The organism is Aciduliprofundum sp. MAR08-339, from assembly GCF_000327505.1.
In the GTDB taxonomy this organism is placed as follows: domain Archaea; phylum Thermoplasmatota; class Thermoplasmata; order Thermoplasmatales; family Aciduliprofundaceae; genus Aciduliprofundum.
This window is the reverse complement of record NC_019942.1, coordinates 406,515-423,513: the sequence shown is the minus strand read 5'-3', so window position 1 is coordinate 423,513 and position 16,999 is coordinate 406,515. Positions and strand designations below refer to the sequence as shown.

General features: G+C 44.2%; 17 protein-coding genes and 1 tRNA gene. 11 read left to right on the top strand and 7 right to left on the bottom strand.

What is annotated here, in order from left to right; translation table 11 throughout:
• Window positions 1–4 precede the first annotated feature (4 nt).
• The 7 genes from argS to ACIM339_RS02320 all read right to left on the bottom strand — a co-directional run bounded on the left by argS (window position 5) and on the right by ACIM339_RS02320 (window position 3,598).
• Window positions 5–1,660, bottom strand: coding sequence for an arginine--tRNA ligase (gene argS / locus ACIM339_RS02350; protein ID WP_015282998.1), 1,656 nt, complete (start codon window positions 1,658–1,660; stop codon window positions 5–7).
• A 100-nt stretch (window positions 1,661–1,760) separates the two neighbouring features.
• Window positions 1,761–1,883, bottom strand: a tRNA-Arg gene (locus ACIM339_RS02345).
• Between the two features lies 1 nt (window position 1,884).
• On the bottom strand, window positions 1,885–2,037 hold the full coding sequence (locus tag ACIM339_RS02340) for a 30S ribosomal protein S27ae (protein ID WP_015282997.1): 153 nt from the start codon (window positions 2,035–2,037) through the stop codon (window positions 1,885–1,887).
• A 2-nt stretch (window positions 2,038–2,039) separates the two neighbouring features.
• On the bottom strand, window positions 2,040–2,339 hold the full coding sequence (locus ACIM339_RS02335) for a 30S ribosomal protein S24e (RefSeq protein WP_015282996.1): 300 nt from the start codon (window positions 2,337–2,339) through the stop codon (window positions 2,040–2,042).
• A 2-nt stretch (window positions 2,340–2,341) separates the two neighbouring features.
• Window positions 2,342–2,854, bottom strand: coding sequence for a GTP-dependent dephospho-CoA kinase family protein (locus ACIM339_RS02330; protein WP_015282995.1), 513 nt, complete (start codon window positions 2,852–2,854; stop codon window positions 2,342–2,344).
• Window positions 2,826–3,011, bottom strand: a complete 186-nt coding sequence (gene spt4, locus ACIM339_RS02325; RefSeq protein WP_015282994.1) for a transcription elongation factor subunit Spt4 — start codon at window positions 3,009–3,011, stop codon at window positions 2,826–2,828. Before spt4 ends, ACIM339_RS02330 begins: the two co-directional genes overlap by 29 nt.
• The gene (locus ACIM339_RS02320) at window positions 3,008–3,598 is read right to left on the bottom strand and encodes a DNA-directed RNA polymerase (RefSeq protein ID WP_015282993.1); all 591 of its coding nucleotides are present in this window, start codon (window positions 3,596–3,598) and stop codon (window positions 3,008–3,010) included. Before ACIM339_RS02320 ends, spt4 begins: the two co-directional genes overlap by 4 nt.
• Window positions 3,599–3,840: 242 nt before the next feature.
• On the opposite strand from ACIM339_RS02320, the gene ACIM339_RS02315 reads away from it, so the two are divergent.
• The 11 genes from ACIM339_RS02315 to ACIM339_RS02265 all read left to right on the top strand — a co-directional run bounded on the left by ACIM339_RS02315 (window position 3,841) and on the right by ACIM339_RS02265 (window position 16,998).
• Window positions 3,841–4,482, top strand: coding sequence for an HAD family hydrolase (locus ACIM339_RS02315; protein WP_015282992.1), 642 nt, complete (start codon window positions 3,841–3,843; stop codon window positions 4,480–4,482).
• A gap of 24 nt (window positions 4,483–4,506) precedes the next feature.
• Entirely contained in the window at window positions 4,507–6,327 is a 1,821-nt protein-coding gene (gene tgtA, locus ACIM339_RS02310) for a tRNA guanosine(15) transglycosylase TgtA (RefSeq protein ID WP_015282991.1), read from the top strand.
• A gap of 127 nt (window positions 6,328–6,454) precedes the next feature.
• The gene (locus tag ACIM339_RS02305) at window positions 6,455–7,825 is read left to right on the top strand and encodes a hypothetical protein (RefSeq protein ID WP_015282990.1); all 1,371 of its coding nucleotides are present in this window, start codon (window positions 6,455–6,457) and stop codon (window positions 7,823–7,825) included.
• Window positions 7,798–9,027 (top strand): PQQ-binding-like beta-propeller repeat protein, encoded by a 1,230-nt coding sequence (locus tag ACIM339_RS02300; RefSeq protein WP_015282989.1) that lies wholly within the window; start codon window positions 7,798–7,800, stop codon window positions 9,025–9,027. Before ACIM339_RS02305 ends, ACIM339_RS02300 begins: the two co-directional genes overlap by 28 nt.
• A 49-nt stretch (window positions 9,028–9,076) precedes the next feature.
• Window positions 9,077–9,220, top strand: a complete 144-nt coding sequence (locus tag ACIM339_RS02295) for a hypothetical protein (RefSeq protein ID WP_162007671.1) — start codon at window positions 9,077–9,079, stop codon at window positions 9,218–9,220.
• 87 nt (window positions 9,221–9,307) lie between these two features.
• The gene (locus ACIM339_RS02290; RefSeq protein ID WP_015282987.1) at window positions 9,308–9,784 is read left to right on the top strand and encodes a Rab family GTPase; all 477 of its coding nucleotides are present in this window, start codon (window positions 9,308–9,310) and stop codon (window positions 9,782–9,784) included.
• Window positions 9,781–10,650, top strand: coding sequence for a tRNA-intron lyase (gene endA / locus ACIM339_RS02285; protein ID WP_015282986.1), 870 nt, complete (start codon window positions 9,781–9,783; stop codon window positions 10,648–10,650). Before ACIM339_RS02290 ends, endA begins: the two co-directional genes overlap by 4 nt.
• A gap of 33 nt (window positions 10,651–10,683) precedes the next feature.
• A complete protein-coding gene (locus ACIM339_RS02280) occupies window positions 10,684–13,593 on the top strand; it encodes a PKD domain-containing protein (protein ID WP_015282985.1) in 2,910 nt (969 codons plus the stop codon).
• Window positions 13,545–14,351 (top strand): zinc ribbon domain-containing protein, encoded by an 807-nt coding sequence (locus ACIM339_RS02275; protein WP_015282984.1) that lies wholly within the window; start codon window positions 13,545–13,547, stop codon window positions 14,349–14,351. The genes ACIM339_RS02280 and ACIM339_RS02275 overlap by 49 nt, the downstream gene beginning before the upstream one ends.
• Window positions 14,348–15,679 (top strand): zinc ribbon domain-containing protein, encoded by a 1,332-nt coding sequence (locus ACIM339_RS02270; protein ID WP_015282983.1) that lies wholly within the window; start codon window positions 14,348–14,350, stop codon window positions 15,677–15,679. The genes ACIM339_RS02275 and ACIM339_RS02270 overlap by 4 nt, the downstream gene beginning before the upstream one ends.
• Window positions 15,676–16,998 carry a tripartite tricarboxylate transporter permease gene (locus ACIM339_RS02265; RefSeq protein ID WP_015282982.1) on the top strand — a complete coding sequence of 441 codons (1,323 nt, stop codon included), beginning with the start codon at window positions 15,676–15,678 and terminating at the stop codon, window positions 16,996–16,998. The genes ACIM339_RS02270 and ACIM339_RS02265 overlap by 4 nt, the downstream gene beginning before the upstream one ends.
• The last annotated feature ends 1 nt before the right edge of the window (window position 16,999 follow it).

The window sequence follows — 16,999 nt, the reverse complement described above, 5'->3', positions numbered from 1 at the left end:
TCTTTTACATTTTTTCAGGGGCTTCAATTCCAAGAAGCCCAAGCACCTCTTTTATTAATTTTTTGAAACCGGTCACAAGGGCGAGCCTGTAATTTCTCACATCCTCCGATTCTTTTAGAACTGGACAATCCCTGTAGAACTGATTGAACTGGGATGCGAGAGCATAGGCGTATTTTGCCACAATGTAGGGGCTAAGATTCTCGGCAGCCCTCCTTAATACATCGCTGTACCTTGCCATTAGTTTCAGGAGTTTTATTTCCTGTGTGTGAGATACGAGGGAAGGATCGTACTTGCCTCCCCACTCCACCTTTCTAAGTATGCTTGCAGCCCTGGCGTGGGTGTACTGTATAAAGGGACCACTTTCCCCCTCGAAGTTTAGTGCATCCTCCCATTTGAAGGTCATTGGTTTTTCTTCCTGAACGTTGAGAATGTGGAACCTTATGGCTCCAACTGCTATGCTTTTAGCTATGTTCTCTCTCTCCATCTCTCCGTACTCTCTATTTTTCAAGAGTTCCAAAACCCTTCTCTCAGCCTCGTCAACGAGGTCATCTAAATATATTACCCTTCCTTTGCGGGTGCTCATTTTGCCCTCTGGAAGTTTTACAAATGAATAGAAGAGTGCCCTCAACGATATTTCCTTGTTGAGCATTTCAACTATTTTCTTTATGGCTTCAAAATGTAGTTTGTGATCCTCCCCCAGCACATCAATGTTCTCTCTGGAGATTTGGGCTTTGTAGAGGTGATATGCGATATCCCTGAGGGGATAAAGGGTTGTGCCATCACTTCTGAAAAGAAAAAGTCTCTCTTTGCCTTCAATACCCAGCTCCTTCAGGTCCACATAAAAGGCTCCGTTTTCCTCCTTTATCCTTTCCTTTAATCTTTCTGCTATCTCCCTAGCCCTTTCAATTAGGGAGGATTCCCACACAAATCTGTCAAAATGCACATTTATCCTGTTCAGACTTTCTTCGATGCCCGATAGAATGGAGCCCACATACTCTCTTGCCAAAATTCTTAATTCCTCATCTCCCCTTTCATATTTCCAAATTATTTCCTGAATTTCCCTCTCTATGCCTTCTTCCCTTTCCAGTTGCCTGTAGGCTTCCTGATAATAGGGCACGTATTTGTAATCGCCTCTCTCTCCAGATGTCTCTAATCTAAGGTTTCTGATTCCCCATAGAAGCGTGGCAACCTGCTTACCCACATCATTCACAAAGTACTGTACCTCAACATCGTATCCGTATCTGCCCAGGATCCTTGCCATGGTGTCTCCAATTATGGAATTTCTTGTACGGCCCACATGCAGGGGTCCTGTTGGATTGGCACTCGTATGCTCAACGATTATTTTTCCCCTGGGCTCAAACTTGAAGATATCCCCATCAATTATGGATTTTAAGGTTATCTCCGATAATTTTTTTGGGGAAATCCAGAAATTGATGTAGGGACCCACCGCCTCTACCCTCTCAAAATATTCACTCTTATCCATTTTTTCCACAATTTCTCTGGCTATCTGGGCTGGATTTTTGTGAAATTTCTTTGCCAAGGCGAAGCATGGAAGTGTGAAATCTCCGAAATCTTCCTTTGCCTCCTCAACCTTAAGTTCGATACCCGTATCTTTCAGCAGCCTGTTTGCCTCGTCTCTGAACATTTGAAGAATATTCATAGGCCTTTATATCCATTCCCTAAAAATAAGTTTTCATGAGATCAGTGTCAAGTCTAGATGACTCTTGAAGAAAAACTCCGTAGATTGAGGAAGCTTCCAGCGGGCCCGCCGGGATTCGAACCCGGGTCCGGGGCTATCTGCAAAGCCCGTTTGAGGGTAAAGCACCTTTTTAAAAGGGGCTTTTCCGGAGGCCCCTAGGATATCCAAGCTACCCCACGGGCCCCTCACTTCTTTTTAAACTCTGTGTAACCGCACTTCCCGCATGAATAGCGATCCCCATGGTCAGCCATAAAAACTCCGGGACCGCATTTTGGGCAGTAACGTCGCTTTCTCACAAGTTTTCCATCCTTGATTTCATACAATTCTCTTTTCTGCATATTCATTCCTCCTCTTTCTTCTCAATCAATTTGTTTCTGATCAGAATGTAATCGGGCTCAATTTTCTTCGCATTTTCAACAGAGTCGTATATCTTCGCAAAGCCCCTTGTCACAGGTGAGCCAAATGGAGTGTGCATATCGTTGAGAATCACCCTGCTCTTATCGGCGTTGAGATTTGCAGCCAGAAGGTTTCTAACCTCATCTCTTGTGGGTGTTTTACTCTTTGGGTGAGATACCTCGAATTTTATCTCTATTCTGTGAAGCAGGGGATTCTCCCTCTTTTCCAGTATTTTCAGTTCCATACTCATACCTCCATTTTCTTTATCAGATCCTTAACTTTATCCCTTTCCTCAGGTGTTATCTTTAGCAGGACTAAACCCGTATTGGGCATTCCATATATAACATTAGCGCCGAGAGGTGCAAAAAATACCACGGGGATGACCGCAAGATCCTCCTCCCCATCAACCACTATCTTCACATTTTTCTCTGAAATCAAGGCTTTCTTCACTGCATCCCACAGTCCAGGGGTTATTGTGCCTGCAGGATTCTCAACGCGAAAAACTCTTTCCCCGAAACTCCTCACATCCTCAAATACCATTTCTCCCCTCTTTGTCTTGTAATCCACAACGGCCATTTTTGGTTTTATTCCCATTTTGAGGAGGGTATGAGTAACAACATCACCCACGCAGATGATCATTCCCTCTATATTTTTAATCTCATCTTCCTCAAGAAGAATGCCGTGAACCCTCTGAAGTTCGCCCCTGAGATGTTCTGGTAGAATCAAGGGCTTATCTAACTCGTAGGGCATACTCTCCATTATCCGCACCCATTGCCCGGGCAATCTGTGATTTATTTTTGTCAAGTATGAACACGTATCCGTGCCATTCTGTTGTGGTCTCTCCACCACATTTTGGACACACATCCTCGGTGGTTATGGTGCGGCAGTTCCTGCATGCCTTCAGCTCCACCTTCATTTTTTACCCTCCCTCACCTGCTCTTCAATCCATTCAAGTTTGCCAAGTCCAGGCTGGCGCATAGTGAGTCCAATCTTGCTCTGCCTTGGATTTGCATCGTTTATGCTAAGTGCCACAACCCTTGCGAGGACCTTATCTTTAACCTTCAAGTTTCTCTTGCTCTCCTTGCCCACAAACCTTTTATTGTCAAGATCAACGTCAATAACATCGTCCATGATCTGACTTATGTGCAGGAGCCCATCAATCGGGCCAAATCTTACGAATGCCCCGAATTTGAGTACATCCACAACATCTCCAATCACGACCTCCTGCAACTCGGGATGGAATGCCAGGGCTTTGAATCTCACCTTCTGATACACGGCCCCATCTCCGGGAACTATTATGCCCTCGCCCACCTTTTCAAGTGATAAAATTAGCACTATGATGTACTTTCTCTCCGCAGGATCGGATACCTCTTCACGTGGAAATGAGTAAACATTGCCCTCTATCTTCTCCCTTGCCAGATCCTCCACCACCCTATCGAGGTCCTCTCCCAGCATGGGTGGAGGAATGCGTATAACATCTTCCTGCTCAACGATTAAATACATGCTTGGGCGAAAGTTTAAGGGGTTTATAAATTTTCGCATGGGAAAGTATTTGTGTATATTTTCGCACCTTTCAACAGGTGATTATTTGAGTTTATGGTGTTGTTAGTACCTGTACCGGGGCCACAGTGATGGGTGTTGGTTGGGGTTAATCCTACTCAATCTACGGAGTGATTGGAACCATCTCTTCATTCATTTCCCCCTTGAAAGGCAAATTATAAAATCGAACATTTGATTACTCCCCTATGCTCAAACTCGTGATATTCGACCTTGACCAGACCCTGCTCAACACTTTGCCCAGGTTTTACAGGATATTCAACATGGCCCTGGAGCACTTCCACGCAAGAACAATTGACTGGGATACCTTCATAGAGGATTACGCCAAGGACACGCTGAACAGGCATGTGCCAGTTGAGCCCAAGGAGTTCTGGGATTATTTTCTCTCACATTACAACGACATGGTTTGCGAGAAGGATGAGCCTATTGATGGAGCCTTGGATGTGCTTAAAACTCTGAAGGATATGGGCCTTAAGGTTGTTATCACCACGGGTAGAATGGTGCCTTCGGAGGAGGTGTGGGCCGAACTTCACAGGTTCGGAATGGCGGATTATGTGGATCTCATTTTAACCCGTTTAAACAACTACGGGGATGGTCGCCGCAGGACTGAACTCATAAGGGAGGCCATGAAAAAATTCAATGCAGGAAAGGAGGAAACGGTGCTCGTGGCAGATTACTGGCCCGATATGCAATCGGGGCGGGAGGTGGGAATATTCACCATTGGCGTACTCACTGGACTTGAGGATGAGAAAAAATTGAAGGAAAACGGAGCGGATGTTGTTATTGAAAGTGTGAAAGAGTTACCGGAGATCATCAGAGACCTCCTTTAAATACCTCAATCCTTTTACCCATTTATGGAACTCAGAGACAGGGATGGCCTTGCGAGGATATGTAGGTTTCGCAACGTGGAGACACCTGCGCTCATGCCCGTCGTGAATCCAAACAAAATTGTGATTTCTCCAAGGGAAATGATGGATAGGTTTGGCATTCAGGCCATAATAACAAATTCTTACATAATCTGGAAGACCCCTCGTCTAAGGGAGAGGGCAATGGAGGAGGGCCTGCACAGGATGCTTGATTTTCCAGGATTGATTATGACGGATAGCGGCACATTTCAGCAGCATGTTTACGGGGATGTGGAGGTAAAAAATAAAGAGATTGTGGAATTTCAAAGGGATATTGGCTCGGATATAGGCACCATGCTTGATGTGTTCACAGAGCCCCATTTCAGTGAGGAGGAGGTTAAGAGGGCAATAGATGAGACCGCAAGGCGTGGAGAGGAGGCGTTGAGGTACAAGGGAGACATGCTCCTGGCCGGCCCTATTCAGGGCTCTATCTACCCGAATTTGCGCAGATACGCTGCAAAATTGATGAACAGATTGAATTTTGATTATTACCCCATAGGTGGTGTTGTGCCCCTGATGGAGGAGTACAGATACAGTGAGGTGGCCGAGGCCATCGTTATAGCGAAGAAATATTTGAACCCATCAAAGCCCATCCATCTATTCGGAGCAGGACATCCAATGTTCTTTCCCCTTGCCGCCCTTCTTGGAGTGGATTTTTTCGATTCCGCCGCCTACATCAAATATGCCAGGGATGACAGGCTTCTATTCCCCCATGGCACTGTGCACCTCAGGGATCTGAAGTATCCTCCTTACTTCTCACCTGTGCTTGAGAGGTACGATTTGGGAGAGGTAAAGAGCATGCCAAAGAAGGAAAGAACCCGTGTTCTGTCGGAGCACAACCTTTACATAAGTGTTGAGGAAATAAAACGTATAAAGCAGGCCATACACGAGGAACGCATCTGGGAGTATGCAGAAAGCAGAGCAAGGGAGCACCCCATGCTCCTAAAGGCATACAGAAAAATTCTGAGATACAGAAGGTTTTTGGAAAAATTCGAACCAAAATCGAGAAAGGGTGCATTTTTTTACATGGGAAGGGAGAGCATGCAGAGACCCTTTGTTCTTGGAGTTAAGAGAAGACTCAGAAATTTTCCATCCCGCAGAATGGTTGTTGAACTTCCGCGCCCATGGAGCGCAAATTTAGGTACCATTCCCAAAGATGCAGCCGTTAAAACTCCATTTGGAGAGGTGCCTCTAGAACTTGAGGACACCTATCCCTTTGCTCAGAGCGAGTTCCCGTGGGACGAAAAAATGAACGTGCCGGAAAATTATGAAAGTGTGAGTTATGAGGAATTTGATGTGGCGAAGATAAGGGCCATTGCGGATTTTCAGTTTGGGAAAGGCGCGGCAGATGCGCTTTTTTCGGGCAAGATCAAAATTATGAAGTCAAAAAACACGGGGAAAATAAGAAACGTGATTGTTGATGGGGAGCATGTGGTATCCCTTCGCGCGGAGGATGGACTCTTCACGCTCAAAATCCATGGTGCAATTAGACTTCACAGAGTCTTTGAATTTCCAAGGATGAGGATCGTTGTTGATCCAGATTCCGCGGAGTTCAACAGGCAGGGTAGAAATGTATTCGCGAAATTTGTGTTGAGATGTGATCCCAATATAAGGCCAGGGGATGAGGTTTTAATAGTGGATGGAAGCGACACGCTTCTTGCAGTGGGAAGGGCGATAATGAACTGCTGGGAGATGAGGCATTTTACAAAGGGTATGTGCGTGAAGGTTCGTGAGGGAATTGATAGGCCAAAGTCAGGGCTGGTAAAATAATTGTAATTTTCCGGGTAACATTTAAATACCACAAATAAGGTGCATGTGGTTGAGGGGATAAATATGTTTAAAGGATTAATAATAGCAGGTGTAGTAATGCTCATCCTTCTGAGCGGAGTGGGGGGTAATGGGTAAAGACTCAAGGAATTCAGAGGACATGCATGGGTATTTTGTGGGCAAGGTGTTTAGCAACGGGGACATAATGGTTAAGATAAAGAGAAATTATGCTGTAATAAAAGAGATCCATACGCACAGAACATTGGTAGAGAGGGTCTATCCCGTGGTGGAGATAAAGAGCGGGAAAGGATGGAGAGAGATGGGATTTGAGAAGAGATTTATGGAGAGCAGCATCCACAACGGGTGGCATGTGCTTTCTATAGGATTTGTGCATAGAGGAAAAATAGAAGTTCGCGGTACTCTGGAGTATTATCAGAGAAGCGTGGTTAAGGAAGGTGCACCTTTATATCCACTTTTCACCCTGCATTTCAACAGGAGTGTTGAGTACAGGGTAGTGTGGAGATACGAGGGCATAGGGAGCAACTGGTTTGAGGTCATAGATAATGGAACGGGCTATACGAGGGTGCCTTACAGGGAGGGGCACGGTAGAACGGGGATTTATAATGGCACTGTGCGAGGAGAGAGAAAATTTGAGGATGGGCAGGATATGGTGAAGGTGTGGAGAGATGGAGATATTTTATTCGGGCTGAACTGGGAGCGGAGCAAGTTCAGGTTCAGAGAATTGAAGATAAGCGTGTATGAAGATGTGAATATGGATATAGTGGGAGATGAGAAGGATTATGGAGATGCACAGGTTATGGATTACAACCCGCCTGTGATAGACCATGGTGGCGGTGGAGGAAGCAATGACGATACAGATGGAGATGGATTATCAGATTCCCTGGAAGAGGCAGGATGGTACATATGGGTATGCACCTCGGGCACCACATGGCATCACATTCTCGTCACATCAGATCCCTACAATTATGATACAGATTCTGACGGTGTTTGGGATAGTGACGAGTATAATCATGGCACGAATCCGAGGGATGAGGATACAGACAATGATGGCCTAACAGATAAGCAGGAAATTGACTACTATGGGACCTATGCGTATGCATGGGACTCGGATGGGGATGGAATAGGGGACAAATCTGATATAGGACATTTATGGACAATAATAATAACGGGATATACAAATATTGATGATCCACCTCAAAGATCTTTTAGATTTACTTCAGATTATCTTCGCGCGGTTATTTTAAAGCATGGTTATAGTGATTCGGACATTTATTATCTAACAGATCCTGGATACTATGAACACCATAATAAATTTGATGGAACTACAACTATCCAGAATATTCAGTATGCTGTTGGCACCTGGCTGGAAGAATTCATTAATAATGCATCGCACAGGTATTGCTGTAAGTTAGATGATGAAAAATATGTACTTCCAAATGGAGGTGATGGCAATTGGGCATTAGTCGTGGATCTCTGGTAAGTGTCCTGTTTGTATTAGGTATTGTTATAATTCTTACAGTAATTTATTTTTATCCTGTAGAGGAAAAAGAGACCTCACCTATGGGTTGGAGAATGATTTATGGAAATTCTCAGAATAACTGTTTAAGTGGCTACAATACCTCCGGTTTAACTGGAAAGATTATATGGAGTAAAAATGCTGAAAACAGTATTATTGGGGCGTTAGTAAGTGGTAATGGAAGAATTTATCTGTTGAGCGGAAGAAAAATTATAGCCTTAAATGGAGGAAATGTTCTATGGAAATCTTCTATGAATTTTTCTTCCAATATCCCGGCTATTGATGAATATGGAAACATTTATGCTACCACTATGGAGGGTCAGATTTTATCACTAAACGAAAATGGCAAGATTAGATGGATCTTTCATTTTCAGGGGTTCAAAGAGGAGGCAAGTGCACCTATTATCGTATGGAATGGTACAGTATATATTCTCACTAATATGGGAAATCTTTATATGATAAGTTATGGGGGAAATTTAATCACGAAGGTTAATTTAGGGATCAAAACATCTCTCCCTCCAGCTGTATCTCCTAGTGGGGAAGTGTATGTTGGATTTAATAATTGGGTGTATGTACTCACAACTAAGGGAAATGTGATGAGAAAAATAGAGTTGAAAGGTGAGATTATTCGTATGGCCCTTTATGAAGATGAATTATATGTAACCACAGTATACACAGAGGCATCTCCCTATCCAGTGGTGAAAAATATTACCTCATACCTTTTTGCAATAGGTTATAATGGAAAATTGAAGTGGAAGATTAATTTGAATGATGTTGGGGCCAAATGGGGAATTCCTGCTGCTCTGGGGGTGGATGAAGACGGGGTATATGTGGGTATAAAACCCTCTGCATTGCCTTCTGGAGAGGAGAAAAACAAGACACAAAACCACAGTTTTATAATGAAATTTGATAAGCAGGGGGACCTCCTCTGGAAAAAGGGATTTTATCTTGTTATTAATGGTATAGCTCTCAGCAGAGATGGATTCCTATATGCAACTTTTTCTAGATACTCAGAGATGAATGATGAGCATTGTAAAATCTACGCTATCAATCAAAATGGTAAAATACTTTGGAATTTAGAACTAGCATCATCCATAGGTGCTCCTGTTATAGGATCCTATGGACTATATGTTTATGGGGGGAATTCCTTATATGTTATGGGATAAAATGCATGAAGATTTAAGGTCGAAAAATCACTTTGGGTCAAATTCCGAAGTGGGCAGAGCGGCAGAGAATTTGATGAATGCAATTCAATTGGCTGTGCTTCAGGAGAAGCACGGAGGTGGAGATTACCACGGAATCCTGATTTTCCTGCCGGATGAAGTGTGGTGGGTTATGAGAGATGAGGAAAATGAATAATGGCTGAAATTTTTGAAGGGGTCAACCCACTCCCAATATTGATACAGCACTCAAAAATTTTAAATACCTAATGCCATTGAAAGGTGGATGAGAGCACCAAAAATCTGGAAGGTCTGTGTACTCGGTGATAAGTCAGTGGGTAAAACCTCGCTCATAAGGAGATTTGTATATGATGCATTTGAGAGCGAGATTGATGAGACCCTTCAATCAAAAACATGTCGCAGGAAGGTTGGGGAAGTAACGCTTCTCATCTGGGATGTTAGTGTTTACGAGCAGAACATAAAGCCCATTCTATCCGGAGCAAAGGCCATAATAATTGTGGGAGATCTTACCCGCAGGGAAACCCTTGAAACCATGGGTCAGATTGCGGAGTTTCTTGATGGTCACAAGGCCCAGAAGATATTTGTGGCCAATAAAAACGATTTGAAGTACCGCGCAGAGTTTTGGAAGGACGAACTTGAGGATATATCGGATGCATTTGGCTATCCCTATTTTCTCACGAGCGCCAAGACGGGTGAGAACGTGGAAACTGTATTTTCCAGCATAGTGGAAGGGACATTATGAACCCGGAAGTTTGCGGTAAGATTGCAGACAAACTCCAATCTCGAGGTTTTGGAAGAAGAAATGGAAAATGCCTTCTCCTTTCATGGGTTGAATTTGCATATCTTTGTGAGAGAGATATAATCAAATGCGATTTTTCCTCCGCATTGAGGGAAGTATCACACAAGTTGAGTAATTTTGATATTTTTTACCTCGTGTACAGGGACCTTCGGGATAGGGGCTATGTGCTGGAAGTTAGGGATACCCATTTCAGGGGAAGGAAAAATTACTCGATGAATTTTTATCCAATGTCTGATATGGACTATTTTCGCCCGGAGGATTTCTTATCCAAAGAATTCCCACTTATGCTTGCAGTGGTTGATACAGATGGTGAGGTTACATACTATCTCGTGGATCTCGCTGAGCCCCGTGGAGAATATTTCAACCTTCCCAAGGAGGCTCTGAGTGTTGAGATTCTTGGCAAGAGAACCGTTCTTTACTCTCCTGAGCTTATTGACTCAACCACCTTTGGGAGGAGCGAGGGTGAATGGGGCCATCTCAGCGTTCTTGAGGCCATGTACCTGTGGGAAAAGGGTTTGTGCGATAAAAAGCCACAGGTAAAAACCCGCATTTACCGGGTCTATAGGGATCTAAGAGAAAATGGCCTGATAGTTAAATCGGGTTTCAAGTATGGCACACATTTCAGGGCATACGAGAAGAGCATGGAGGAGCATTCAAACTACCTTGTTCATGTTATATCCCGGAGTGAGGAGATACAAAAAATAAGTCGGGCCGTGAGAGTTGCTCACGGAGTAAGGAAAATCCTGCTTCTATCTTATCTGAAAGAGGATAAGATCGTTTATTTCAAAGTTTCCTGGGTTCGGCCTTAAGGTTTTAATATGTAAAAATGCATGAGGTGAAGAATGGTGGATACTGTCAAAATAAAGGCAATGGTGATCCTCTCTCTGCTTGTAATTGCCATAGGTGTACCTGCAATATACTACGCCTCCACTGAAAGAGGTATGATCAACAATCCTCCTGTGGCCATAATAACTGCTCCTTCCAAGGGATATGTGGGATTTCCTGTGCAGTTTTCTGCTGCAAATTCTGTGGACGATGGCTTCATAATGTCCTATATCTGGGATTTTGGGGATGGCTCAAAATCTGCAGGTAAGATTGTGCAGCACACATATACCGCTCCGGGTAATTACACTGTGACCCTCATCGTGTATGACAACGATGGAGCATACTCCTATGCACGCAAAAATATCTCCATAGTTAAGATGCCCACCAGGGTGATAAAGACCTCTGTGAATAAACTGCTTGGAAACGTTTCTGAGTATATAGGTAGAGAGGTGAATGTGTACGGAATATTTGCCTACGGTAGAAATTACAGTTTCTTCCTGGTTAACTCCTCCGGCTACAGGGGAATAAGGGTTTATGTGGAGCCGGGTGCTCCCAAGCCCCAGAGTATGCGATACGGTGATTATCTTGAGATAAGGGCGAGATTCACCGTTTATCGCAACCAGTTGGAGTTGAAAGTTGAAAATAATGGAAGGGATTATGTGAAGATTCTCTCCCATGGGGGGCATAACACCTATGCCACAATAAGCCCCGATGAATGGGAGGGGTACAACAACTCCTTTGTGCACATTGTTGGAAGGGTCAGTGCAGTTTATGCATCGTATCGTTATTCCATAGGCAATTTGACCGTGTACGTATCCTTTAATGCCAATTCCACGGGATCTCCCGCGGTGGGGGATGTTTTTGAGGTGCAGGGTTTTCTCACATACTATCATTCCTACAGGCTCAACGTTAGTTATATGGAAATATACGTGAGAAACTCAACATCTGACTTCTCCCGTTATGTAAGGTCTTCATACCAGGATGTGAGCGTTGGCGCCCTAATTCAAAATCCTGAGAAGTACAATAACTCAGCAATACACATACCCTATGCATACGTCACATCCTCCTTTGCATCCTGGAGTTTTGATATAGGTAACACAACAAACGCCAGTTCCACCCTCCATGTGTATGTTCAGCGTGGCGGTGTTGTGAATGGTATGATTTTCAACGGTGCCAAGGTAGAGATATGGGGAAACCTGGTTGTTTATCGCGGTTCTTGGGAAATAAAGATAAGAAATGCAACCACTGATCGGGTTGTGGTACTCAGCAAACCAACTTATAGGGACATATCCGTGGAAGACCTCCTTGCGGATCCCATCGCCTACAATGGAACCAATGTACACTCCTGGGGTGTAATTTCCTGGCTCTATGAAAATTCAACTTCTCACTTTACCCTCTTCGGGCTATTCTGGAACGGCTCGGAGGTAAAGGTGGTTGGATTTAACGGCTCTAATATGGGTAATGTTAAGGAGGGCTATTACGCTGATGTTTATGGGCAGTTCACATCCTACAGGGGAGAGTGGGAGATAAAAATAAGGCCCAAATCGTACGACTACGTGTCTACAAGACCCCAGACTTACAGGGAGGTCAATATAACCCAGATACTTAAAAATCCGGAGGATTACAACAACACATTGGTGCATGTGCCATACGCAAAGGTTAAGAGCGTGGTTGCCAACTGGCTGTTCTGGGTGAGCAACTCCACATCAAATTCTGTGGATATGAGTGTGTACGTTGAGAGGGGTGGGGTGGTAAATGGTACTCCCTACATCAACGCCACGGTGGAAATCTGGGGGATGGTGAGCCAATACAACCATACCTGGGAGTTCAAAATCAGAAACAATACAAATGACACGGTTATTGTTAAAAACACCGTTTCATACAAGGTGGTGAATATAGGAAGCATTCTGGAAAATTCAAGCGCTTACAACGGAACATTGGTTGAGATTCCCAATGCCACTGTTGTAAATGTGAAGTACTCCTACCTCTTCTGGGTCAGCAATTCCACATCCAACTCTCAGGATATTGCGGTGTACGCCCAGAAGGGTGTGAATGTTCCCTATGTGGGTGTGGGAGACACCATAAAGATATACGGTAAGGTTACAGAGCACAATGGTACCTATGAGATACTCCTCAGGGCGGGAACTCAGGATAGGGTTGTTGTTTTGCACTCATCTGCAAGGTATGTTAATCTTTCCTACGTGCACGAGGTTGATTCCGATGGAGTTCTTGTACATCTCGGAGAGCAGGTAATAGTCAATGCCACCGTGATTGCGGCGCCGGATATCTTCTCCTACGTGTCTTCAAGCAGCGGGAAGCCTATATTGAAGATGTATGTTGAGGACCTCACAGGAGGAGTTCTTGTATTCGGATATGGTCTGAATTACACCAAACTCAATTTGACTGAGGGTTCCAAGGTGCAGGTTCGTGGAACCATAGCCCAGTACAATGGAGAGGCGGAAATAAAGATCACATCCCTCAACTACATAAGGTATATGGGCAAGGGCCAAGTCCCCGCTCCTTTGAATGTATCCACGGGATACTTCAAAAACTGGACAAATGCTGAGAAAATAGAGGGAATGCTCGTTGAGGTCCATGGTACCGTGACAAGCGTGAATTCCGCATCAGGTTATTTCTATCTTGATGATGGAAATGGAAGCATAGAAATATATGCCAAGGCAGCTGGGATTGATATATCAAATATATCGGTGGGCGAGAATCTCACAGTAATTGGGGTGGTTGCTCAGTACGATAAAACCTCACCCTATACGTCCTATTACGAGATTCTTCCTAGGTTTTCTTCTGATATTGTGAAGGAAAGCAATACGGGTAAGGTCGGAAACATGCCCCTGAAATCAAAATTTGAAGAGGTGCTTGTATGGAGGATAGATACTGTCCTAATTGCGGCAGATACGTTGGATCATTAGAGGTGTGCCCATACTGCGGAACCAAAATTCCCAAGCACACTGGGTATTATTATGCAAAGTATGGCTCTCTCGCCTTTGCAGTGATTGGTATAATTTTTCTGCTCATATTTGCACAGAACATGCCTGTACAATACGTTCAAATAAAGGACATAACCCAGACATACAATTACGGTACGGTGGAGATTAGGGGCATAGTTTCATCACCTCCCTCGCTGATAACCTATAAGGAAGGATCCTCCACACTCTACATAGACGTGGATGATGGCACGGGGATGATGAGTGTACATGTCTACAGTCCCACGGTGGAAAAACTTGCAAGGGCAGGAAAGATTCCTGGGTATGGGGATTATGTGAATATAATTGGAGAGGTTTACATAAGGGGAAGCAACGTGTATATGATACTAAACTCGCCTCAGGAAATAACAATAACAAAGCCCAAGCCGGTGAGTATGAGTATAGAGGATATCAATTCAATACAGTATCCCGATGGAAGGTTTGTAAGGGTCAAATTAAACGTGAGTGTGGAAAAGGTGTTTGAAACCTCTGCAAAGAGTTACATTCTCAATATAACTGATGGAACAGGGTATATGGACCTGTACATCCCTTACTCTGTGGCTAAATTCTCCTCCATGGACATCAAGGAACTGGCTGGTAAAAGAATAGAGGTTGTGGGCTCTCTGGAGTGGTACGGGAGTTTTATGAGCGGCTCGTGGGAGCTCATACCGGGAAGCATCAAGGATATAAGGGTGATTGGATGAAGTGTCCGAGTTGTGGTAGGGAGATACCTGATGATTCCGAAATTTGCCCTCACTGCACCGCCAATGTAAAGCACAGGGTTAAAATCAAGACAATTTATGTAATTGCTCTCTCCCTTATGATACTGGCATCTGCCTACGGGGTTCTGGCATATTTTGGAGGGGAGATTCCTGTTACCAAGATTAAGGATTTGGGGCTCACCGATAATTACAATTTCATAAGGATACACGGTAAGATCGTTGGCTATCCCTGGGTTTATGAGAACGATTACAAGGTAACATCCTTCAGATTCAAGGTGGATGATGGTACCGGAACAATAACCGTGAAACTTTATGGAAATGTGATAAAAAGAATGGTTGAGGAAGGAAAAATTCCAGCCATGGGTGATGTGGTTGATATAAAGGGTACCTACATGTACACCTCAAATTCTCTGATCCTCAACGATGTGGACTATCTAATCATCGAGAAACCTAAATCCACGGCAATCTCAATTAGAAACATAACATCTGCTTCACCGTGGGAGTACAGTACAGGAGAGAGGGTGAATGTGGCTGGAAACATAACAAGTGTTAGAGAATTCAGTTTTGGATTCATATGCTCCCTTGATGATGAATTTGATGTGGTCATCCCAAGGGCCTATTACTCTCTTAACGTGCTGAATTTAAGTGCGCTTGCATCTGGATACGTGCGCATATATGGGGCCCTTCAGTGGTACCAGCCAAAGGCACCAACAGATACCTACAGAACATTGAGCATATCTCAGCTTGTTGGTTCTCCAGAGAAATACAATGGTACCTACGTTCATATCCCATGGGCCACCGTTGTATCCAGAAACTTGGAAAACAGCACTATTTACGTTGAGTCAAACGGATCCATTGTGAGAGTTTATGTTCGCTACGGTATCAAGTACTATGCTCCCGGAGATCATGTGGAGATTCAGGGTAGATTTGTGAATTATCGTGGTATATGGGAAATTTCAGTTTCAAGGAAAAGCGATTTTGTGAGTGAGCCAAAATGGGAACTCATTGCGGAGCCCCAGTACAAGATCATAGAGAAGAAGAGTTACGAGAAAAATGGTCCCATGAACAAATTCTCCTTCAGAGAACTTGAGGGAGTGGTTGTGGATTACCGTGCATTTTCATACTCTATGAGTATAACCCTGTGGAGCGAGAATGGGAGTTATGTAATTTACGTGGAAAACAGGGCAATGCTCAGAAATATAGATTACGGCCAGCATCTTCTCGTTAGGGGGATAGTGACTTACTATAACGGTCAGCCCGAAATAAAGGTTAGACCCTTTACAAACGATGTAGTGGAGGTGATAAGTTGAGCATAACCTTCTTGCTCTTGTGCATTGCATTCGTGCTCTTGGGAGCGCTCATAGGCTCTGCACTATCCATGCTGCCTGGACTGCATGTTTACAATGTGATTGGCTTCTTCCTTCTGTTCTATTTCAGTGCATCCTTTGTCCTCAACTCTATGCTCATGGTTCTGATGCTCATAGGTATGCTTGTGACCTATGCCTTTGTCTTCACCATACCCTCAATATATTTCAGTGCTCCAGATGATTCCACCATGTTCGTGTTGATGCCCTCTCTGAGGTATCTGAAGGAGGGCCGTGGACATGAGGCGGTGGTTTTGATAGCCACCGGTGCCCTTACAGGACTTCTTGCAATAGTGTTCTTTGTGCCCCTTTTGATGGGTCCTCTCTCAATAGTGTGGAATATAGTTTCAAACCACCTTCACTGGATAATAGGGGCAGTAATTGCCTACATGCTCCTCTCAGAATTTCCCAAGGATTTCGGAAGACACAAGAATCCTCTTCATGGTCTGAAGGAGGGATGGAAAACCATAATGGCAGGCTATCTCACCTTTTTCCTCTCATCCATTCTTGGTATAATCTCTTTCAATAAAACAATAGTACCTGCAAATCATGCGTTTCAGAGTCTGATGGCGCCCCTCATAGGATTGTTTGCCACGTCCTCCATTATCTTGAATTTGATATCAAAATATGATATTCCAGAACAGAACATACCAAAGAGTGTGGACGCCAAACCAGTTGAACTTTTGCACGGTGCGGTGGCAGGCTCATCCGGAGGTTTATTTGCAGCGTTTCTGCCTGCTGTGACTGCTGGTGTTGGAGGTTACATGGCGAGCCATGGCTTTGCCCAGAAGGGAGACAAGAGTTTTCTCGTATCCATGGGCGCATCCCGCGTTGTGTATTATGTGGGGGCAATATCTCTTTTCTTCCTTCCCGTTCTTCACATTCGTCGCGGTGCTCTTGCTATGGGAATAAATCTGTTCTTCACCCCTGAGAGCGTGCAGCAGTTCTATCTTGTGGATATGGGAATTGCAATTGCCGGACTTTATGCCTTCTTTGTGGTGATATTCGCTTCGAGGTTTCTGGCTAAGAGGATATACAAGATAAATCCCAAGGTTCTCAATCTGGTTGTTCTTGGTATAGTGGTATCCATAGTGTTCTTTATGACATCCTGGCAGGGATTGCTGATAATGTCCGTTGCAACGGCCATTGGTTTGATTCCCGTGCTTTTCAATTCTCGCCGTTCCCACTGTCTTGCTGTGATACTCGTGCCGATATGGTTGAATATGAGCGGAATAGCCCTCGGTGGCTTGTTCGGGTTGTGGTAAA